Source organism: Cognatundibacterium curvum, from assembly GCF_014284235.1.
In the GTDB taxonomy this organism is placed as follows: Bacteria; Pseudomonadota; Gammaproteobacteria; order Burkholderiales; family Burkholderiaceae_D; genus Undibacterium; species Undibacterium curvum.
Window position 1 is genome coordinate 203,266 of the sequence record NZ_JACOGD010000004.1, and the last position, 21,557, is coordinate 224,822.

Annotated in this window: 21 protein-coding genes; 4 read left to right on the forward strand and 17 right to left on the reverse strand. The window is 51.4% G+C overall.

What is annotated here, in order from left to right:
• Positions 1 to 82 precede the first annotated feature (82 nt).
• From H8K43_RS09090 to H8K43_RS09150, 13 genes are all read right to left on the reverse strand, one after another.
• Positions 83 to 1,402 carry a mechanosensitive ion channel family protein gene (locus tag H8K43_RS09090; protein ID WP_186903539.1) on the reverse strand — a complete coding sequence of 440 codons (1,320 nt, stop codon included), beginning with the start codon at positions 1,400 to 1,402 and terminating at the stop codon, positions 83 to 85.
• Between the two features lie 60 nt (positions 1,403 to 1,462).
• The gene (locus H8K43_RS09095; RefSeq protein ID WP_186903540.1) at positions 1,463 to 2,722 is read right to left on the reverse strand and encodes an RsmB/NOP family class I SAM-dependent RNA methyltransferase; all 1,260 of its coding nucleotides are present in this window, start codon (positions 2,720 to 2,722) and stop codon (positions 1,463 to 1,465) included.
• 97 nt (positions 2,723 to 2,819) lie between these two features.
• On the reverse strand, positions 2,820 to 3,428 hold the full coding sequence (gene purN / locus H8K43_RS09100; protein WP_186903541.1) for a phosphoribosylglycinamide formyltransferase: 609 nt from the start codon (positions 3,426 to 3,428) through the stop codon (positions 2,820 to 2,822).
• A gap of 95 nt (positions 3,429 to 3,523) precedes the next feature.
• A complete protein-coding gene (locus H8K43_RS09105) occupies positions 3,524 to 3,931 on the reverse strand; it encodes a barstar family protein (protein WP_186903542.1) in 408 nt (135 codons plus the stop codon).
• Between the two features lie 23 nt (positions 3,932 to 3,954).
• Positions 3,955 to 4,326: a guanyl-specific ribonuclease gene (locus tag H8K43_RS09110; protein WP_186903543.1), complete on the reverse strand. Its 372-nt coding sequence runs from the start codon at positions 4,324 to 4,326 to the stop codon at positions 3,955 to 3,957.
• Between the two features lie 94 nt (positions 4,327 to 4,420).
• On the reverse strand, positions 4,421 to 5,587 hold the full coding sequence (locus H8K43_RS09115; RefSeq protein WP_186903544.1) for a patatin-like phospholipase family protein: 1,167 nt from the start codon (positions 5,585 to 5,587) through the stop codon (positions 4,421 to 4,423).
• Between the two features lie 192 nt (positions 5,588 to 5,779).
• Entirely contained in the window at positions 5,780 to 6,538 is a 759-nt protein-coding gene (locus tag H8K43_RS09120) for a 3-hydroxyacyl-CoA dehydrogenase (protein ID WP_186903545.1), read from the reverse strand.
• A gap of 222 nt (positions 6,539 to 6,760) precedes the next feature.
• Positions 6,761 to 7,417 carry an adenylate kinase gene (adk, locus tag H8K43_RS09125; protein ID WP_162021252.1) on the reverse strand — a complete coding sequence of 219 codons (657 nt, stop codon included), beginning with the start codon at positions 7,415 to 7,417 and terminating at the stop codon, positions 6,761 to 6,763.
• Positions 7,418 to 7,672: 255 nt separating this feature from the next.
• A complete protein-coding gene (gene kdsB, locus H8K43_RS09130; RefSeq protein WP_186903546.1) occupies positions 7,673 to 8,425 on the reverse strand; it encodes a 3-deoxy-manno-octulosonate cytidylyltransferase in 753 nt (250 codons plus the stop codon).
• Positions 8,426 to 8,435: 10 nt separating this feature from the next.
• Positions 8,436 to 8,621 carry a Trm112 family protein gene (locus H8K43_RS09135; RefSeq protein ID WP_162021254.1) on the reverse strand — a complete coding sequence of 62 codons (186 nt, stop codon included), beginning with the start codon at positions 8,619 to 8,621 and terminating at the stop codon, positions 8,436 to 8,438.
• Positions 8,602 to 9,645 (reverse strand): tetraacyldisaccharide 4'-kinase, encoded by a 1,044-nt coding sequence (lpxK, locus tag H8K43_RS09140; protein WP_186903547.1) that lies wholly within the window; start codon positions 9,643 to 9,645, stop codon positions 8,602 to 8,604. Before lpxK ends, H8K43_RS09135 begins: the two co-directional genes overlap by 20 nt.
• A 147-nt stretch (positions 9,646 to 9,792) precedes the next feature.
• Positions 9,793 to 10,242: an ExbD/TolR family protein gene (locus tag H8K43_RS09145; protein WP_162021287.1), complete on the reverse strand. Its 450-nt coding sequence runs from the start codon at positions 10,240 to 10,242 to the stop codon at positions 9,793 to 9,795.
• Between the two features lie 2 nt (positions 10,243 to 10,244).
• Positions 10,245 to 10,850: a MotA/TolQ/ExbB proton channel family protein gene (locus H8K43_RS09150; protein WP_162021256.1), complete on the reverse strand. Its 606-nt coding sequence runs from the start codon at positions 10,848 to 10,850 to the stop codon at positions 10,245 to 10,247.
• A 1,282-nt stretch (positions 10,851 to 12,132) separates the two neighbouring features.
• Here H8K43_RS09150 and xseA point away from each other — a divergent pair.
• From xseA to H8K43_RS09165, 3 genes are all read left to right on the forward strand, one after another.
• Positions 12,133 to 13,500 (forward strand): exodeoxyribonuclease VII large subunit, encoded by a 1,368-nt coding sequence (gene xseA / locus H8K43_RS09155; protein WP_186903548.1) that lies wholly within the window; start codon positions 12,133 to 12,135, stop codon positions 13,498 to 13,500.
• A gap of 175 nt (positions 13,501 to 13,675) precedes the next feature.
• Positions 13,676 to 14,254, forward strand: a complete 579-nt coding sequence (sodB, locus tag H8K43_RS09160) for a superoxide dismutase [Fe] (RefSeq protein WP_162021258.1) — start codon at positions 13,676 to 13,678, stop codon at positions 14,252 to 14,254.
• Positions 14,255 to 14,409: 155 nt separating this feature from the next.
• A complete protein-coding gene (locus H8K43_RS09165) occupies positions 14,410 to 15,282 on the forward strand; it encodes a DMT family transporter (RefSeq protein ID WP_186903549.1) in 873 nt (290 codons plus the stop codon).
• 69 nt (positions 15,283 to 15,351) lie between these two features.
• Here H8K43_RS09165 and H8K43_RS09170 read toward each other — a convergent pair whose 3' ends face one another.
• From H8K43_RS09170 to H8K43_RS09185, 4 genes are read right to left on the reverse strand one after another with little or no spacing between them, the layout of a single operon-like run.
• On the reverse strand, positions 15,352 to 16,284 hold the full coding sequence (locus H8K43_RS09170) for an ABC-2 transporter permease (protein ID WP_186903550.1): 933 nt from the start codon (positions 16,282 to 16,284) through the stop codon (positions 15,352 to 15,354).
• 10 nt (positions 16,285 to 16,294) lie between these two features.
• Positions 16,295 to 17,251, reverse strand: coding sequence for a hypothetical protein (locus tag H8K43_RS09175; RefSeq protein WP_186903551.1), 957 nt, complete (start codon positions 17,249 to 17,251; stop codon positions 16,295 to 16,297).
• Positions 17,248 to 18,105: an ABC transporter ATP-binding protein gene (locus tag H8K43_RS09180; RefSeq protein ID WP_186903552.1), complete on the reverse strand. Its 858-nt coding sequence runs from the start codon at positions 18,103 to 18,105 to the stop codon at positions 17,248 to 17,250. Before H8K43_RS09180 ends, H8K43_RS09175 begins: the two co-directional genes overlap by 4 nt.
• A 2-nt stretch (positions 18,106 to 18,107) precedes the next feature.
• Entirely contained in the window at positions 18,108 to 18,524 is a 417-nt protein-coding gene (locus H8K43_RS09185) for a GntR family transcriptional regulator (RefSeq protein ID WP_186903553.1), read from the reverse strand.
• Positions 18,525 to 18,911: 387 nt separating this feature from the next.
• On the opposite strand from H8K43_RS09185, the gene H8K43_RS09190 reads away from it, so the two are divergent.
• Positions 18,912 to 21,557, forward strand: coding sequence for a S9 family peptidase (locus H8K43_RS09190; RefSeq protein WP_186903554.1), 2,646 nt, complete (start codon positions 18,912 to 18,914; stop codon positions 21,555 to 21,557).

The following is a 21,557-nucleotide window of genomic DNA, read 5'->3' on the forward strand; positions in this document are numbered from 1 at the left end:
ATGTTGAAAAGCAACAGCCGTCAAAATATATTTTTAGTGCGCACGAATTGTACGCGCTTTAGAGGAATTGCACCAATGCACTTCAAGTTTTTGCACCCAGTTCCCGCACTAACTCTGCCGGACTTTGCGCCAGCGTAATAACACGTTGTGGAAATGGCAAATTAGCACCCTGCTCACGGATGACTTTCCAAATCGCGCGGTTCACCGCAGACAAGACATTCGAGCGTCCATTTTCCGGATCGGCTATCCAGAATCCTACCCGCAACTCCAGACCATCGGCGCCAAAACGCATCAGATACGCAGACGGCCCTGGCTCCTGACAGACCCGTTCGCTTACTCTGGCCGCCTCTGCCAGCAAAGGCAGCAAGCTATCCAGATCTGTGTCGTAAGTCACGGTCAGATCCGTCCACATCGCCACGCTGGAATTGGTCAGCGAGTAATTCTGTACCGGAGTCGATACCAGCATTTCATTCGGAATCACCGATTCAGCACCATCTAAACCCTGCAATACGGTGTAGCGGGTGTTGATCTGCGTAACTTTACCGTTAAATTTATCGACTGCAATCATGTCGCCAATCGACATACTGCGGTCGATCAGGATGATAAAACCGGATACATAGCTACTCGCAATTTTTTGCAAGCCAAAGCCCAGCCCCACGCCCAAAGCGCCGCCAAACACCGATAACACAGTCAGATCGATGCCCACCAGCGTCAGGCTGATCAGAATGGCCAGCAAGATCAGCAAGGCACGCCCGACTCTGGACATCACCACTTTGAATGAAGAGTGGGCATTGGGTAAAGCCATCAGCCTTGCTTCCAGCGCAGCACTGGCCCACAAGGCGATCACCATGGTGAAAATGACAGAAATCGTGGCCTGGATAATACTCAGCAGGGAGATTTTGTTCTTGCCGACCGGCAGTACCACGCTGTCCAGCGTATCAATCAGATCCGGCCATAAACCGGTGTAATGCAGTACCACGCCCAACCACACCAAGCCGGCAAACAGTTTTTCGAATGCCGCTAAAAAACTGCCTATACGCCCCTCGCGCACAAAAGTCTTACGCAAGATATAAAACGCCAGCCTTATCATGGCGAGTGAACCCATGATAGGGAACAGCAGGGTCAGCAAGTTGGTATGCTGCCAGCGTGCCAACGCCTCCTTCGCGATGGCAAGGAAAAACACGGTCAGTAAGGGCATCAGCACCCGGGAAAAACTCTGTACACCGATATGCACCATGCCTGAGCTGGCATCACCGCCGGCAAACAGGCGCTTCAGGTAGCGCGAACTGAGCCAGGCCAGTCCAAAACACACCGCAACGGTGGCGACTTGCCAAAGGAACTGAGGCTCTCTGAAATCATCAGCCAGATCGGCCAACAAGCTGGTTAACACTGGAGTACTCATTTTTTTCGGGGAGAGAAAGAAAAAACTCCCGGCATTGATTGTGCCGGGAGATTTAGGGATTTAGACTTTTTTGCGTTCCATGATGGCCGCGAAGAAGCCATCAGTCTGATGCAGATGAGGATAGAGCTTCAGGTAATCACCCATTTCCAGCTCTACCTTTTGCTCAGCCAGCACAGCTGATGCCGGAAGCAGTGTGAAGTCAGGATGCTGTGCCAGGAAGGCCTGCACAATACCCTCATTCTCTTCGTCGAGTATGCTGCAAGTCGCATACACCAGACGACCGCCTGGCTTCACCATTCTTGCTGCACTGGCCAGGATGGACGCCTGCTTCACATTCAGTTCAGCCACGCCTTCTGCAGTCTGACGCCATTTCACGTCAGGATTACGGCGCAGGGTACCCAGACCACTACAAGGCGCATCCACCAGCACACGGTCCAGCTTGGCAGCCAGGCGCTTGATCTTGGCATCTTTCTCATGCGCGATCACGACCGGATGTACATTCGACAAACCGCTGCGGGCCAGACGTGGCTTCAGTTTCGCCAGACGTTTCTCTGAAATATCGAACGCATACAAGCGTCCGGTATTGCGCATGATCGCGCCCAGTGCCAGCGTCTTGCCGCCGGCTCCGGCGCAGAAATCTGCCACCATTTCGCCACGGCGCGCACCGACTAACTGTGCCAGCAATTGACTGCCTTCATCCTGCACTTCTATCGTACCGTCTTTGAATAAAGGCAGATTTTGCAGCGAAGGTTTTTTCTTCACACGCAAACCGGTCGCCGAATAAGGCGTAGGCTCGGCAATGATAGGGGCTTCCGCGAGCTGTGCCACGACAGTTTCACGATTGCCTTTAATGGAGTTGACGCGCAAATCCAGTGGAGCCGGTGTATTCAGGGACTCTGCCAGCGCCAAGGCCTGCTCTTCACCAAAGCTTGTGCTTAATTTGTCCCATAACCAGGATGGCAGATTGGACTTCATATTGAGCGGCAAGTGGCTACGGTCTATTTGCATCACGCGGTCCAGCCATGCGGTTTCTTCTTCACTCAGGCCACCCAGCGACTCCAGTCCGACCGCATCTGCCAGACCCAGCAGGGTCAGACGGCGCATAGCCGGGCCTGTGCCGGATTCAGCAAAGCTGGTGTAGACGGATTTATTACGCAACAAGCCGTAAATCGCTTCGGCAATCACGCCGCGCTCACGCCCACCCAGCCTTGGATGTTCGCGGAAATAACGGGATAAAGTGCCATCTGCAGGGCCGGTGAAACGTAAAATTTCACGTAATACTTCTTCGGTATGGCCGATGATGGCTGGAGGTAATCTCATACTGCTTCCTTCTCAATTTCTGTTCTGACCAGATTGGTCTGTGTCACATGAGGGCTCATTTACACACTGCTGACCGGAATCGCCGGTTTCAGGCGACTTAAGCGTCAGCGATGGTGACATGATGGCCAGATACCGAGATTTTCCCCTCGATGAACTGACGTACTGCCCGTGGATAAATGATGTGTTCCTGCCTGAGCACACGCTGCGACAGGCTGTCTTCTGTGTCGTTATTCAATACTTCCACCGCTGCCTGTGCAACGATAGGACCATGATCGAGTTCTGCGGTCACAAAATGCACGGTAGCGCCATGCAATTTCACACCCGCGTCCAAGGCCTGCTGATGCGTATGCAAGCCAACAAAACTAGGCAGCAGGGAAGGATGTATATTCAGCATACGCCCTGCATAGTGCGCAACGAAGGCCGGGGTCAGAATACGCATGAAGCCAGCCAGCACGACCAGATCAGGTTCAAATTCATCTATCTTTTGCTGCAAGGCAGAGTCGAATGCCTCTCTGCTGCTGAACTCTTTACTGACGACGACTGCCGTCGGTATGCCATGGGAAGCGGCAAAGGCCAGACCAGCGGCATCTGCTTTATTGCTGATCACAGCAGCAATCTGCGCAGGCCATTGCTGGGCGATACTGGTTTCAACAATCGCCTGCATATTACTGCCACGGCCGGAAATAAGGATAACGATCTTTTTCATGGGCGCATTGTAACGCTGACAGGCACTTTGCCCCAAGTAAAAATGCCAGCAGGCATGAGCAACTTCTGGAAAACGGTGATTTTTTCAGTGCTTAATCAGGAATAAAATACCCTAAAAGCAACTTTTCTTTGCGCCCAATCTTCCGCCGAATCTTGCAGCATTTGCAACAAAATATCAGTCGCCGCTGCATCAAAATCAGCCAGCACAGGCAGATTTTCCAAGACCAGGACAATGCCTGTTGCCTGACCAGCATCCAGCTCGCTCAGACTATCTGCAAGTGCATCAAAGTTCGCACCGTAATGCGAAGGAAAATGCAGGGCCTGACCTATCGCACTTAATACTGCTTTTTTAGAAGTAGCATGCGCCAGGTCAACATGAAAATACAGCTGCTCATGGCTGGCGGCCTGTTGCTGCCAGTGCGTAGCCTGACTAGCCTGTAACGGCAATACAGAGGCAAGCGGTAAGGCACTCAATGACAGGCTGACTGTGGAAGGCATATTCATACTGGGTCCTGTTTTGATTCTGATTATTCTTTGATACGGCGAAAACTTTGGTAGTGATCGTCGGTGTAATAGTATTCACCCGAGCTGGCCGGCTCACCACCGGCCACGATACGACGCGCTCCGCGATTTCTGGCACCCGGCGTCTTCACTGTATATTCATGGTAGTAACCACGCTTTTGTCTGGGCAATATACCCTCATAGTTACCGAATACCACGCCATCCTTGGCATATGGAAAAGGGCCGCCCTGCTTAATCAGCAGCAGTACAGACTGCGCCTCTCTCGGTAAATCCTGCACCAAAACCTCACCCGGCAACTCCTTGGCTGTGGCCAGGCCGGCACACAAACTCAGTACGCAAAGCAGCAGCAGGCGACGAAAGTAAGAAAAATAGTTCATAGTTCAGCAAGGTTGATGTCAGCGTGCGAAGTATAGGGGAATCTGCCGGTTTCTGCCTCACGCTGTCTGCACACCGTCCCGGATACGGTATCTGTCAGGCAAAAAAATCCAGCACATCCTGTTTGCGCGCATTGGTATCGCTACGTCCCAGTGCAATCAGCTCACGCGTATAACTGGATTCAAACAACAGGTAAGAAGCCAGGGCTGAACCGCGCACTTCGGTCGCACCTATGCCACCCAACATGGTTCTGACTGGCAAAGGCAGACTGGAAATATGTCGGCTGGCAATTTCATCCAGCCGTTCTGAGGGCGCGATCACCAAGGTCTGTACCGGGCGCAAGGGTGTTTTTTCCAGCAATTCAGGCGGCAACATGGACAGGGTTTTGTTAATGCGCTCAACCCGCTCGATATCGACCGCCAGACTATCGAGAAAGATACTGGATAAAGCATGTCCGGCAATCTGTGCCAGGCTGGGATAACGCGGGCTTTCCAGCTGGGTGGCCGGTGGTTCAGCCAGGCGGCCGGCACCGATAATCATCACCTTACTGGCCCCCAGATGGATGGCCGGTGAAATCGGCGCTAACTGGCGCATGGAACCATCACCACAATATTCCAGCCGCCCGCCCCAGTTCAGTGGAATCGCTGGAAAAACAAACGGAATCGCGGATGAGGCCATCAAATGGGCAACAGAAATAAAGTCGCGCTGCGCCAGCCGTTGACTGCGTACCCAGGGTTCGATATTTTGCAAAGTCTGGTAAAAGGTCAGATGCTGTCCAGCGGTATACGAAGATGCCGTGACCGCCAGCGCTTGCAGCGCACCGCTCTGCAAAGCCGCATCCAGCCTGGGCAAATCCAGCATACGGTTTAGTAAATCTTCTAAGGGTGAATTGTCGAGCAAGGAATTCGGCGGCGACTTTCTCCATTTATTGAGTAACCAGCCAAACGACCACAAAGACAGCCAGCGCGCACCGCTGCGTATCACGCCTAAAGAATCAGCGCGGTACACCTGCGCCGCTTCAAAATTTTCCCAGGTTTGCAGGACAGCAGACAAAGACGCGGCAAAATCGTCGGCGCGGCAAGCCAGCGCGGTGGCATTGATGGCACCGGCAGAGGTGCCACAAATGATGCCAAACGGATTGGTGCGAGCCGGCCAGCCAGCATCCTGCAGAATTCTGTGCATGGCATCGAGTACACCGACCTGATATGCCGCCCGCGCACCGCCGCCAGTTAATATCAATCCCGTTGTTGCTGTATTGCGCATGGTGATCTCTTGGTTCTGATAGCAACATTCCCCCGCACTACAAGCAACCGAGGGGAAAGACAGTCACGAAAAAGCAAAAAAAAGGGCAAACTATGTTTGCCCTAGTGTATTAGTCAGACCCGCTGCTTGTCATGCTGCATGACAATAGAATCTAAGTAATCAACCTTCAAAACAACATTTCACCTCAACGCCTTACTTAGGCTGCATGCGGATCGCGCCGTCCAGACGTATGGTTTCACCATTCATCATCACATTTTCGATGATAGTTTTCGCCAGATGCGCGTACTCATCCGGCTTACCAAGACGTGGTGGGAACGGTACCATTTTGCCCAGTGCATCCTGGACTTCCTGAGGCATACCCAGCAGCATCGGTGTTTCAAAGATACCTGGTGCGATAGTCATGACACGGATACCGTTACGCGACAGATCACGTGCCATAGGCAAAGTCAGACCGGCAACAGCAGCCTTAGACGACGCATAGGCCGCCTGACCAATCTGGCCATCAAACGCAGCGACCGAAGCGGTATTAATCATCACGCCGCGCTCACCATGTTCAGCCGCTTCTGTCTTAGCCATTGCATCCGCTGCCAGGCGACACATATTGAAGGTGCCGACCAGATTGATGTTCACCACACGCTGGAATAACTCGAGCGGATGCGGGCCATCTTTGCCTACCGTTTTCACTGCAGGAGCAACACCCGCGCAGTTGATCAGGCCACGCAGCGTACCCATTGCAACGGCAGCAGCCACCACCGCCTGACCGTCCGCTTCCGACGTCACATCACATTTGACAAATTGACCGCCGAGTTCAGTCGCCAGTTTTTCACCTGCTTCGACCTGCACGTCAGCCAACACGACTTTACCGCCGTTCGCCACGATCATTTTTGCGGTTGCCGCACCCAGACCAGAAGCACCGCCAGTAATAATGAATACATTATGTTGAATTTGCATTGTTGTCTCTTTCTGCGTTATGGTTCAATCAGTCAGCCTAACCCGGCTAGCTGCACGGTCAGGCACCTCAACATTGACGTTTACGTAAACGTCATATCCGCACATTGTAACTAAAAACAGCCACGAATACAGAAAAAATGGCACGGAAAAGCCAAACCCGTTTCTGCGAACAGACATAAAAAAAGCGGACCAAAGTCCGCTTTTTTATTTATTGACTGCGAATTACTCGCTCAGCGCAGCAAATGCGCTGTCACGGATCGCTTCAACTGCGCCTACACCTGCAATCTTGCGATACTTAGGCGCGCCCGGCTCACCGGTCTTGGCCCAATTACCGTAGTAGCCGAGCAAAACTTCGGTCTGATCATGGTAGACCTGCAGACGTTTTTTAACGGTTTCTTCCGCATCATCCGGACGCTGCACCAGGTCTTCACCTGTCACATCATCTTTACCTTCGGTTTTAGGTGGATTGAATTTCACATGATAAGTACGGCCAGATGCGGTATGCACACGACGACCGCTCATACGATCCACAATCGCCTCATCCGGCACATCGATTTCCAGTACGTAATCGATGCTGACACCCGCTTCTTTCATTGCGTCAGCCTGAGGGATGGTGCGTGGAAAACCATCAAACAAATAGCCGTTAGCGCAATCAGCCTGCTTCAGACGGTCTTTGACCAGGCCAATGATGATGTCATCAGAAACCAGACCACCGGCGTCCATCACTTTCTTGGCAGCCAGGCCCATTTCAGTTCCAGCTGCAATCGCTGCACGCAGCATATCGCCGGTTGAAATTTGAGGAATATTGAATTTTTCTTTGATGTAATTGGCCTGAGTACCTTTACCGGCTCCTGGCGCACCCAACAAAATAAGACGCATAGTATTTCCTAGACGAGTTTGAGTTTATTGAAATTTTTGAGGACAGAGCAGCATGCTGCTCCGCGAATTACTTTTGTTTTTTTGTGTTTTACCTGGAAAGCATCTCACTCTGTGCGAGGAAATGAATTCTGTTCATTTTTTTCTTTTACCAGTAATAACACAGTATCTTTTCACGAAACTTACCACAATTTGCCGCACTCTTGATGCTTTGCCATGAAAACAGCGCAAACTTAGTGCTTTTTTTGCGTAATTTGCTTATTTCCGGAAAAAGGCGCGAACCCGTTCCAAGTCCTCCGCCGTATCCACACCGGCGGCTGGGCTGCTGGCCGTCACATGAACCGCAATCGCATAGCCATGCCACAGCACGCGTAATTGTTCCAGCGCTTCAATTTGTTCCAGTGGTGAGATCGCAAGCTTAGGATAATTCTGCAAAAAATCGTTGCGATACGCATACAGGCCGATATGCCGCAATGGCTGATAGCCCTCAGGCAACTGGTTACGGTCTTGCGCAAATCCATCGCGATGCCATGGGATGGTGGCGCGCGAAAAATATAAGGCTTTGCCCTGTTTATCGAGTACAACTTTCACCACATTCGGATTGAATACTTCTTCCGGCAAATGCAGAGGATGCGCCGCCGTTGCCATCGGTACTGCCGCATTCACCAGCGCGGCAGTGGCTGCGATCAGTTCCGGGGCGATCAGGGGTTCATCGCCCTGTACATTGACGATCACTGCATCATCTGGCAAATCCATGCTGGCCGCGACTTCGGCAATGCGATCTGTGCCAGACGGATGATCGGCACGGGTCATACAAACCGGAATCTGGTACGCCTCACAGGCCGCGACGATATCTGCGTGATCGGTAGCGACCATGATGCGGCTGGCACCGGAGGCCAGGGCCTGTTCGGCAGTCCGCACTATCATGGGCTTGCCGCCGATATCTGCTAAGGGCTTATTCGGTAACCGGGTCGACGCCAGACGTGCCGGGATAATCGCAATAAAACTCATCAGCTGGCCCTCAGCGCGCGTCGACTTCTTCGGCACTGAGTGTGCGCGCTTCCTCTACCCACATAATGGGAATATCGTCACGTACCGGGAAAGCCAGTTTATCGCCATAACAGATCAGTTCCTGACTCTCTTTTTTATAGGTCAGGGGACCTTTGCATACAGGGCAAATCAATACATCAAGCAGGCGAGCTTCCACGCTTTTTCTCCAGAATCATCGATAGTAAGTCAGCGGCAAAACCGGCACTGAGCTGCGCCTCAACCGGCAGCACCCAGATGCGGGTATCGTTTTGCAACGCTGGAATTTGGCTACATTTTACTGCATCCTTTTCCGTGATCAGTATGTAATCCGCCTGAGTCTGACTAAAAGTGAATGCATCAAACACCTGATGGTCAGCTAAGGGCAGACGTTCGAAGCTGCATCCGGCAGCAGTCAGCGTCTGAAAAAAACGCTCGGGATGTCCGATACCGGCAGCCGCACAAACACGCTGACCGGCAAAAGAAGTCAACTCACGGCGCTGTTCCGGTGCGCTTAGTTGCCACGCGTGTTGTGTAAGCAGTTGCATACGCACTGCATCAGCAGGAATGCCAGGTACCTCGCTGCTCAGTACAGCAGCAGGCGCATTCAGAATGGTGAAATCGCGACGCCGGGACACCGGTTCGCGCAAAGGCCCGGCCGGCATCAGCCAGCCATTGCCAGCACCGCGCTGATCAAACAACACAATTTCCAGATCACGTGCCAGATAGTAATGCTGCAGGCCATCGTCCGAAATCAGCACATCAACTTCGGGATGATTCAGCAATAGCTGCTTTGCCGCAGCGACCCGGTCGCGCCCTACCATCACGGGACAGCCACAACGTTGCCGTATCAGCAGAGGTTCGTCGCCGACTTGTGTCGCCTGTGCCTTGTCATCGACCGCCAGCACTTGCTGCGCAGCGGCACCATAACCGCGTGACACCACGGCTGGATGCAGGCCAGCCGCCTGCAATTGCTGTACCAGCCAGATCACCAAGGGCGTTTTACCGGTACCACCAACAAAAATATTCCCGACCACGATCACCGGGATGGTCAAATGGGTTTGCGCCTTGTAACCCATCACAAACAAACCCATGCGGAACTGTATCAGCACGCGAAACAATTGCGCGAGCGGCCAGCACAGATACGCCAGCCAGCCGCGTTGCTGCCACGCTGCCATCACTTGCTTTTCCAGCCAGGCACGCATGTTCTACTCCATTAAAAAATTCGGGGAGTCGACTGACTCCCCTTTTTTATTTGCTGAGCTACCCGCTGCTTAGCGATTCAGGCTAAGCAGCCGGGTGCCTTGCTATTTTACGATGCAGCGCTTCTGGCAATGACCTGAGCCACAGCCTTATTTACTACGGCTGCCAGTTTGCGCCGCAAATGTGACTTTCGCCAGACCAGCAATACGCGCTGCTTCCAGCACATCAATCACAGACTGATGTGTCGCGGCACGATCCGCATTGATAATCACCACCGGGTCGACTGCTGCACCAGGTCTGGCTTCTGCAATCGCGGCTGAGGCACGTTTTAAATCCTCGGCCAGCGTTGCTGTATCGAGAAATGACACAGGCTGTTCGTTGATCTTATAGCGACCCTGCGCATCGATACCGATCTCGATTTGCTGTGGCTTGTCCTGCGCTTTTTCTGCATCTGCAGTCGGTAAGGTGATCTGCAATTCAGTAAAGCGGCTGTATGTCGTGGTGACCATCAGAAAAATCAGGATGACCAGCAATACGTCAATGAAAGGAATCAGGTTGATTTCCGGCTCTTCCCTGCCCTTGCCTTTACGGAAATTCATCATTACTTCCTGGCGCTGTGAACGACATCAACAAACTTCACCGCCTGTTGTTCCATTTCCACCACTAAGCCATCTACCAAAGCACGGAAATGACGATAAGCCACCAGGGTAGGCATGGCGATTAACAAACCAAAACCGGTGTTATACAAAGCCACAGAAATACCATGCGCGAGCTGCGCCGGATTGGCGCCAGTCGCAGTTTGCGAACCGAAAATTTCTATCATACCCACGATAGTGCCGAACAAGCCCATCAGTGGCGCCAACGAGGCGATAGTGCCCAGCGTGGTCAGGAAGCGTTCGAGCTCATGCGCCACGCCACTACCGGCTTCTTCAATCGATTCTTTCATGATGTCTCGCGGTGCGTGCACATTGCGCAAACCGGCTGCCAGCACTTTACCCAAAGGGGAATTGCCAGCAAGCTGAGTCACGACTTCCGGCGTGATTTTGCCCGACTGATAAACACGCACTACTTCATCCAGCAATGTAGGCGGTAATATCTTTTTACTGCGCAGTGAGAAAGTGCGTTCTATGATGAGTGTCATTGCAATCACAGAAGCAATAAGCAACAAATACATGGGCCAGCCAGCGGCTTGAAAAATAGCGAACAAAAGTGACTCCTTGAAGGTTCTGAAATCTAAGCCCGCAATGTAGCGCGTTGCGTGCTGGCGGGCAAGTCCATTTGCCAATTTCCTGCCTCGTACATCATTTTTTGCTGAGCCCCTTTCCCCTCTGAAAATGTGCAAATAATGCAATTCAGAACAAAATCTAATCCATTAAGTGACTGCAACTGCCAGATACAGCATCACTCTCATCGGCGACAGTGAACATCAGCCCCAGTAAACCTGTAGGTGTTTTACACAAATTTTGTGCGCAAGCCTGTGGACAAGATAATACAATCACATTAAGCCATTGATTTTAAACAAAATTATTTCCATGCCTAAGTTTTAAGCAGCGTCAAAACCCCGTATAAGCTGCAAAAGCACATCCACAAAACCCTGCTTTTCTGCACACTTTTTGTGGAAAAGTATGTGCACAATGCCTGAAATCTTATCTAAGCGATTGATTTTAATCATTTTTACCATTCCGCTTATTTTTTAAGCAAAGCAAGAAAAAGAAGCAAACTCTGCCTGCTTTTAAGGCAGATTCAGTAACTTCCATCACTCCTGAAATTTCTGCACATAATTTGTGGACAAGCTTGTGCAGAAGCCCGTGACAAGGTCTTAAGTCTTTGATTTACATCAATTTTATTATTGCGCTTAAATTTTAAGCAGCACCGCTATTTACTTGAAAATCAGATGTTTTTTTCGCATGTAGTAAATAAAAATCCACAACTCGCTTAACAATTCGGACCTTTCACACAAATTTTGTGGACAACCATGTGAAAAAGATGGCGATATCCAGATAACGCTTTGATTTAATTGAATATTTCTTCAATGCCCATTTTTTAAGCAGAAATCAAGGGTTTGACCGAACCGGATGAAATGTTTTGTTTGGGCTAAGGTGGTGTGGAAAACCTGCTACTTTTTCACATTTTTTGTGAATAAGTGTGTGAAAAACGGCCTAAAAGCAAGGTAACTCATTGATTTATATAAATTTACGTATGTCGCTTAAGAAATAGGCAAATGTACATATTCCCAGGCTCAAGCAAAGATACCCACAGCTTATTCACTTTTTCTGTGGATAAGCATGTGCACAAGCATAGTAAGGGCAAGCAAAGTCCTTGATTTGTAAGGTATTTTTCATTTTGCCTAAACAATTTGCACAAAGAAACTCCCGAAGAATCAATCACTTAGACTCGGCGTTTTCATTTGCTTTGACAAGTGCAATGCACAATGACATGCTGACGCGCTTACCACGCTTCTGTGGAAAGCTTTTTCTGCTGTCAGCCCCATGAATACAGAACCTAGATTTTCAAACCCCGTCAGCAAGCCATCCGTGATCAGTGTTGCTGCGCTCAACAACGCGGTTGCTCAGTTATTGGAACGTAATCTGCCACTGACCTGGGTTTCCGGCGAGATTTCCAATTTCACCCGCGCCGCATCTGGACATTGGTATTTCACACTCAAGGATCAGGCGGCTCAGGTCAGAGCCGTGATGTTCCGTGGACGCGCCCAATATGCCGACTTCCAGCCCAGAGAAGGCGATAAAGTGGAAGTCCGTGCGCTGGTAACCCTGTATGCACCGCGTGGCGATTACCAGCTGAGTGTGGAAGCGATACGACGCGCTGGTGTTGGCAATCTGTATGAGGCTTTTCTGCGGCTGAAGGCGCAGCTGGAACAGGAAGGCTTGTTTGACCCGTCCAGAAAACGTCCCATTCCGCCCTTCGTACGCCGTATCGGCATCATCACCAGCCCGCAGGCAGCGGCGCTGCGCGATATCCTGACAGCGCTCAAACGGCGCGCACCGCATATCGCGGTCACCCTCTATCCCACACCGGTACAAGGTGAAGGCGCGGCCGCCAAAATTGCACAAGCAATTGCCACCGCCAATGCACGTGAAGAATGTGATCTGCTGCTGGTGTGTCGCGGTGGCGGCAGCATGGAAGACTTATGGGCGTTTAATGAAGAAATTGTGGCCCGCACCGTGGCACATAGTCAGATACCGGTGATCGCTGGCATAGGCCATGAAACCGACTTCACCATCACTGATTTCGCAGCCGACCTGCGCGCAGCCACCCCAACCGCAGCCGCCGAACTGGCCGCCACGCCGCGCGCAGAATGGCTGGATTTACTGGCGCGCCAGGCACAACAGCTGCAACGTGCGCAAAGCCGTCTGCTCAACGAGCAACAACAAACCCTGGACTGGCTGGCAAGGCGCCTGCAAAGCCCGGCCGCCGCATTTGCCGCCAGACGCCAGCAATTGCAGCAAGCCAGCCAGAGCCTGCGCTTTGCGGCCCGCCAGCAATGGCAACATTCGCGTCATGCGCTCAGTCAGTTAGCGCAAGCCCTGCACAACCAGACACCCGATACCGCTGGCCGTCATGCGCAACTTCAGCAATGGCAGCAACGTCTCAGCCATGCCAGTCAGTCCAGACTGCAGCAACAGCATCAGGCACTGACACATCTGCAAGCCCAGCTGGAATTACTGAATCCTCAGCGCACGCTGGAACGCGGCTACGCCATCCTGAGCGATGGCAAAGGACGCGCGCTGCGCTCACCTTCACAATTGCAACCGGGCAGCTCAATGCGCGTGCAACTGGCACAAGGCAGTGCACAACTGGGTATCGCCAGCGTACAAGCCAGCCTGGATGAGCAGTGATGTGCTCGGCGTAGAGTGCGCAGCTGGCCAGCTCAGCCTGAAAAAAACCCTGTATCACGCAGGGAATTAGCCGTCACTGGCTGCAAGCTTGCGCGCAAACGCTTACAATGCTGACTTTCACCGTAGCTTAATCCCGTTTCACCGACGGAAACCTCAGTCAATTAAAGGACGCGACATGGAACATACCTTACCGGCATTGCCCTATGCACTGGACGCTCTGGCGCCACACATCTCTCAAGAAACACTGGAATTCCACTACGGTAAACATCACCAGACTTATGTCACCAATCTCAACAACCTGATCAAAGGTACAGAGTTTGAAACACTGACTCTGGAAGAGATCGTTAAAAAATCCTCCGGCGGCGTATTCAACAATGCTGCTCAGATCTGGAACCATACTTTCTACTGGAACAGCCTGACACCAAACGGTGGCGGCGCGCCTGCCGGTGCTCTGGCTGATGCGATCAACGCCAAGTGGGGTTCTTTCGATGCATTCAAAGAAGCCTTCACTAAATCTGCTGTTGGTAACTTCGGTTCTTCCTGGACCTGGCTGGTTAAAAAAGCAGACGGCACACTGGATATCGTCAACACATCCAACGCAGCCACACCACTGACCACGACAGACACGCCTCTGCTGACTTGCGACCTGTGGGAACACGCTTACTACATCGACTACCGCAATGTACGTCCTAAATACATGGAAGCATTCTGGTCCTTAGTGAACTGGAATTTTGCCGCAGCCAATCTGGCTTAAGCAACGCGCACACGCTGCGTCTGTGCCGGTCGGCTGACCGATACACGTGAAAAAAACCTGCGATATCCAATATACGCAGGTTTTTTTTCATCTGTAGCAGCCATGCTTTATGCGAAGATGCATAGCATCTTGATTGACTCCCCCTACCTTTGAGCATGTCGAATTCTCCCTCTCTGTTATTGCGCTCGCTGCCCGGCATCTTTATCTTCATCTGGGCCTCCGGTTATGTCGTCGCCAAATATGGTCTGCCGTATGCAGAACCGCTAACCTTCCTGTGTCTGCGCTATCTGGGCGTAGTCGCCTTCATGCTGGTACTCGCGGTAGCGATGCGCGCTCCGTGGCCGCAACGCAAGGACTGGGGCCCGATTGCGATTGCCGGCATCCTGATGCAGGCCGGTTATCTGGGTGGGATCTGGTGTGCGGTCAAACTGGGTATGCCTGCCGGCGTGGCGGCACTGATCGCGAATATCCAGCCCATCTTGACCGCCGTTGCGGGCCCGCTGATTGGTGAGCGCATACGTGGAAAACAATGGCTGGGCCTGGCTTTCGGCATAGCCGGTGTGGCACTGGTGGTGGCCAATAAAATTTCTGCGGTCGGGCTGTCGCTGTCCAGCGTCGCGCTGGCGGTGATGGCTTTACTGACGATGACTACTGGCACCTTGTACCAAAAAAAAGCCTGCCCCAGCTTTGATGTGCGCACCGGTCAGGTGATACAGTTTGCTGCCTCGCTATTCATCACCCTGCCGTTTGCGCTGCTGCTGGAAACGCAGCACATACAGCCGACGCCACAATTTTTTGCAGCACTGGCCTGGTCAGTATTCGTGTTGTCGGGAGTGGGTATTTCTGTGCTGTTCATCATGATACGACATGGCGAAGCGACTAAAGTCACCAGCTATATGTACCTGGTCCCTGCTGTCACTGCAGTGATGGCCTGGCTGATGTTCGACGAAAAATTCACCCTGACTGCCGCCATCGGCATGGCCATCGCACTGGCTGGTGTCGCACTGGTGGTACGCCCTGCACGCTGACAGACCAGGTCGCAGCGCTTCACTCAAACTGCACTCAGCCCGCCGAATTTGCGGGCTGAGTGCATGCCGCTACTCCTGCCAGCGCCGTACAAACGCTGCCAGCCAGATCATGCTGATACCTGCCACGACGCCCCACCACAAATCAGGCGTGACATACAGCGAGGAAATATCCAGACTCATCAGACTACGATTCGGCGTGATCATCACGGCGAGTTTGGGTACGTTTTCATTCGTGACCAACATAGGCGCCCATGAGGTCGGTAACAGACTGCCTACCAGGCGGAATGCGCAATGCAGCACCTGTTCAGCCCAACCTAGGCTGCTGCCATAAGCGCTGGCTGTATAGTGACCAGCGAGCGCAATCAGCAATGGAAACAATAAGGCATGCAAACCCGCCCTTTGTTTAGCCAGTGCTGAATTCAATAACAGCCAGCCAGCCGATGGCATCGCCCACAGCAGATAAACAGGAAATGCCTGCAGCATGGTTTGCACAAAAATCATGTGTAAATCACTGTTCAAAAACTCTGCATAACCAGAAGCACCGGTCCACCAGTCAGCACCTGCCATGACCAGCATACCCATCGCCTGCGTCAACGCCAATGCGATTAGCGCAAAAACAGGAATCACCAGCAAACCAAACAGTAATTTGGCCGTCACTGTCTGCACATCACTGACGGGCAGTGACTTCCACAGATAGCAGGATTTATTGGCACGCTCATTGCTCAGCGTGTGGGAAAAATAAATCCAGAGCACGACTAACAGCGCGATAAAAAACGCTGCCCTATTACCCGAGTAAAAGAAAAAAATCCATTCACGCCGGCTTTGCTGATAAGTGCCGGTACTGAAAAAGAAGTTTGCAGTTGCCATATGATTGGCGATATGTTTGAACGCTACGATGCAGCTCAGCCCTATGCTGATCGCCATCAAGACAGCCAGCAAACGGGATAGCATCTTTTTGTATTCCCAATATTCGCGCTTGATCAACCAGAATAAAGTAATCATTTCACTCTCCTCATTCGCTTTTGAAGCGCCGCAAGTGGGCGGCACAAATCGTGAATATGCTTCCCACAACGACACTGATCCACAAGTTCCGGTTGATGAATTGTTTGATCAAATCCGGCTGTTGGTGTACATGGTGAATCATCACGCCTCTCAGGTAATTATCCCAATCCCAACCGCCTTCAAACCAGAGCAGCTTGGCATTCAAAGAGCCGGGCAGCAAACTAAGATCAAGCGAAGTCAGAAAAGTCGCAACCGGCTTCAGCCAGAATTCCGCATCAGGATAAGATAAATGCGTTTGTGTCACCACTACCAGGCCCAGTAAAGGAATCAAGATTGCAAACAGCCCTCCGAGTCGTGGAGTGAGCGCAGACCAGAGCATTAACCATCCACCGGTCAAGCCACCCCATAATATGAAGACAGGAAAAGAAATCATCGACGATGAATAGAGCGTCATGCCAGATTCAAGAAAATCTGCGGTTGAAATTTCTAAATTAAATTGCCTCGAAAAATATGCGGCATGCAGCAATACGGAAACCAAGGTAGCGCATAAATTAGCGAGCAAAAAAAATAAAGGAATGACTGTAGTGCCAAAAACTAATTTAACGAAAACAGTTTGCATATCAGTCACGGGCAAGGACCGCCAGAACATCACATTTTTTTCTGTTCGTTCAGCGCCCAGTGTTAGTAAAAAATAGCGAAAGCAGAAAATAAATCCCGTTACCTCAAACAATAAACGCTGTGCGTACAACCAAGTCTGCAAAACTGCATAAGCCACAAACTCTTCAGTCGTTTTATCTATACCTAAGCGGGGAAGTACGCGTGATTGTATGTGTGTGGTAAGCAAATCCACATTCAACGCCCAGGCATTGAACACGATACAAACCAGCAGCAGCGTACCCAGCGTGATCAACAAGGCCCTGCGATGCTCCCAGAATTCACGCTTCAATAACCACCAGCAGGCTTTCATGGCTGATCTCCCTGCATCAGAGCGACGTAAATATCACTCAGCGTAGCGCGGTGCAAAGTGCCGAGCTGTGCCAGTTCGGTAGTGGGTACGCTGTCAAACATCATGCGCTGCTGACCAAACAGACTGCGCTCAGCAACTGGCTTGAGCAGGCGCGCCTGCGCAATACTGTCTGGATTCACCGTCACTTCAACAAAGCGTCCATGCAGGCCTTCCAGGTCTTGTTGTAAGACCAGCTGACCATCACGGATCAGCATCACATCAGTCAGAATTTGCTCAATTTCCTCGACCTGATGAGTGGAAATGAGTATCGTTTTTTGCTGATCAAAATATTCTTCCAGCAAATCCTGATAAAACTGCTTGCGGTACAGGATATCCAGACCCAGCGTAGGCTCGTCCAGCACCAGCAATTTCGCATCGATAGCCATCACCAGGGCCAGATGCAACTGCGCCACCATGCCTTTGGACATTTCACTGACCAGCAACTCCGGTGCTAATTTTGTTTTCGCCAGATAGCGCTCTGCCTTATCGCGCTGAAAACGCGGGTGTACCCCTTCAACAAAACTGATGGCATTGCGCACGCTGAGCCAGCCCGGCAGTATCGCTACGTCGGCGATAAACGAAATTTCCTGCATCAGTTGATCGCGTTGGCGCCAGGGATCAAGGCCACTGACAGTCAGCTCACCCTCACAGCGGGTCAGCCCAAGCAAGGCTTTTATCAGCGTGGTTTTGCCAGCACCGTTAGGGCCGATCAGGCCAAGCACGCGGCCGCTGTCGATATCAAAAGTCATGCCTTTCAAGACCTGCTTGCGGCCATATTGTTTGCGCAGATTTCTGACACTGATACAACTCGTCATGTTTATTCTCCCGTCTGATTGTCTGCATTTGCGTCGGTCTGAGCTGTGTCAGGTGTGCGCATTGTTGTCGACGCCGCCCTGTCTAACTCGTCCAGACTCAGTCCCAGGCGCTGTATGCGTTGTCGTATACGTGGCCATTCCTCGGACAAAAAACGTTGTTTTTCACTTTGCAGCAGGCGTTGCTGCGCACCTTGCATGACATACATACCTAATCCCCTGCGTTTTTCCACCAGGCCAGCATCCACCAGCTCCTGATAAGCTTTTGAAACCGTGATCGGATTAATCTGATAATCCGCTGCTATCTGTCTGACTGAAGGAAGGGCGTCCCCTTCGTTCAATAAGCCGTCCAGCATCATGGTCTGTACCCGCTCTCTCAATTGCCGGTAAATCGGTGTCTGGTCATTCCAGTCCGTTCCCATTTTTGCTCCTTCATCCTCGGTTGCTGTTTGCGTAGGCAAAAGCGTTTGATGCAATAACAATAAGTTAGTGTTGTAGTTAACTATAACACCAAATTTCCAAAAGAGTTATTTTTTTATTTCATTCATTTATCTAAGCTGCAATCAGACAAAAACAAGCCTCCAGCCCGGAAGTTGGCGTCTGCCTGACGATGAACAGCAATTAAAATCGGTCATTGATTGCTTTCAGCAAATAATCTCGCGTTATAGCGCATTCCTGTGCCTGACGCGGAACTGCAACACGCAATCTCTGTCTATCTCAGCCTGGTTCTGCCTATTCCTAGAAAACGCGGATAAGTCCATGCGGTACCCCAGCGGTCTTCCTCTTATCCTGAATAAATGAAAATGAACATGACACCTAAATTCCTTACCCTGAGCGTCGCGCTTGCCTGTTCACTGGTCAGCCTCAATCCCGCGACCGTGCATGCCGATACACCTGCCATTCCTCAAGTGAAGGCGGCTGATCTGACACTGGAACAAGTTTTCCGTAGTAAGTCATATGCAGGACAGTCAGCACGTCTGATCCACTTCAGCCACGATGCGCGCTATCTGGCTTATGTCTGGAATCCGTTTGGTGAAGTGGGTTCGGATTTGTATGTACATGACACACAAACCGGCGAGACTAAGCGCATCACTTCACCAGCCATCATGAAGGTTTACGATGCGCCGGAAGTCTGGGATAAGTTCGATAAAAAATTCCAGCAACGTGAGAAAGAAGAAGCAGAACGCCAGGCCAAAGCAGAAGCACAGGCAGCCTATCTGCGTGGTGAAAAAGTCGATTTATTCCAATGGGAAAATGCCGCGCTGGAAGAATTGAAAAAAGATCTGGCTGATAAAAAAGCCAAAGAAGCCGCTAAAAAAGCAGAGGCAGACGCTGAAGCAGCACAGGAAAAAGCCGCGTCCGGAAAAGCTGATGCCAAAGCCAGCAGCGACAAGAAAGACAATAAGGCCGACAGCGAGAAAGCCAAAGAATTATGGGAATTGCGCGATGAGCTGAAAAAGAAAATCAACAAGAATAAACTCAAGGCGGGCGATTTATATCCTGGCGTGGATCAGCTGGTTTGGGCCAATAAGAAAAACGAATTGATTTTCCAATACCGTGGTGATCTGTTCCGCCTTCAAGCCAGCTCCGGCAAAATCGAACGTCTGACCCAGACCGATAAAGCCGAACGCATCGTCGCTTATCAGGCCAATGACAAGGGCTATATCTACATGGATGACAAGTGCCTGTACAGCGCCAGCTTTGATTCCAGCGCAATCCGCCAGTTAAACCGTGAACTGATCCACCCGGATGACGCCGATAAAAAATACAGTATCTTCGAAACTGTATTAAGTGAAGATAAAACCTGGATGGCGATCCGCGGATACGCGAACGAAGTAAATCCCGAGACTGACAAACCTTATCCAAATTCGGGACGTCAGGTCGAAATCATGGATTACAGCGAACGTTTTGCAAGCGCAAAAAAAGTACCGCGCGAAGTCTCAGATGACAAGCGCAAAGTATCTGCCACTGCCTTGTATATCCGCCGGGTGTCAGATGCCAATACCCGTCAGCCAGAACCTGTGTTCACCAATAAGGGGGGCGATGTCTGGTTTGAAATGAGTAAAGTCAGCTGGGCTAAAGATGGCAGCCGCTACACCTTCTCAACCTGGGAACGTGAAAAGGAATTACTGCGCATTTATGTCGGCAAGGCAGACGAAGCTGCGAAACCGAAGATTGTATTCGAACGCCGTGGCAATGTTGGTCATGAAGTGGTTAATGCTATCGATCCACAATTCACACCGGACAGCAAACAACTGATCGCGATCCTGGATGAACAAGGCTATCGTCAGCCCTACCTGATCAATACTGACAACGGCAGCGCGAAAGCGATCCTGAAAGGCGATTTTGAAGCGCACAATATTCTCGGTTTCACGCCCGACAGTAAGGCCATGTTTGTGTTGGCAAACAAAGGCGATTTCGCGGCAATGAATGTATTCAAAGCCGATCTCGCCAGTGGCGACATGAAGGCACTCGGCCAGCCAGGTGATTTCCATCGTGCCAGCGATGCGGCCGAAAATGGTGAGAAGATCGCCAGCGTAGCCGGTCAGTGGTCCAGCCGCCCTGAACTGAAAGTGATTGATGTGAAATCCAGCAAGGTGAATACCCTGACGCAGAGCCATGACAAGCAATGGGATGCGATTGCGGTACTGCGTCCGGAACGCTTTGCCTTCACCAACCGCCACGGCGATGCGATTCAGGCTTATGTATTCAAACCAGCTGGCTGGCAAGCGGCCGATCAGCGCCCTGCTGTGGTGTACACCTATGGTGGCCCGTTGAATGACCGTCACATTGTTGAGACAGACAGTTTCCAGCCTACCGCCTATATGTTTGGTATGTATATGGCAGCCAAACATGGTTATGTGACGGTGGCCGTTGATCCTCGTGGCCATTCCAACTATGGCCGCAAATTCAGCGATGCCAACTGGGAACAGGTGGGCAAACCACAAACTGAAGATCTGGAAGATCTGGCGAAATACATGCAACAAAATCTGGGCGTCAATGGCCAGCGTATCGGCCTGACGGGCTGGAGCTTTGGTGGCTTCCAGACACAATACACGCTGTACACCAGTCCGGATACGTTTGCAGCTGGTATCGCCGGTGCCGGTCCGACTGAGTGGGAAAACTATAACAGCTGGTATAGCGGCCGCACTATCGGTAAGACTGAGCGCAGCAAACCGAATCTGCGTAAATATTCCTTATTGCCGCTGACGGCAGGCCTGAAAAAACCACTGATGCTGGTGCATGGCATGCAAGATCCGAATGTGCTGTATCAGGACACGGTGAATGTGTATCGCGCTTTGCTGGAAAACGGCAAGGAGCAGTTAGTCGATCTGTTCCTCGATCCGGATGGCGAACATAGCATGGGTGGTGCGGTCAAGACCAAGGCCTGGCATAAGAAATACGAAAGCTTCTTCCTGCAACATTTGGGAAGCGCAGCAACGCCAGCGAAATAA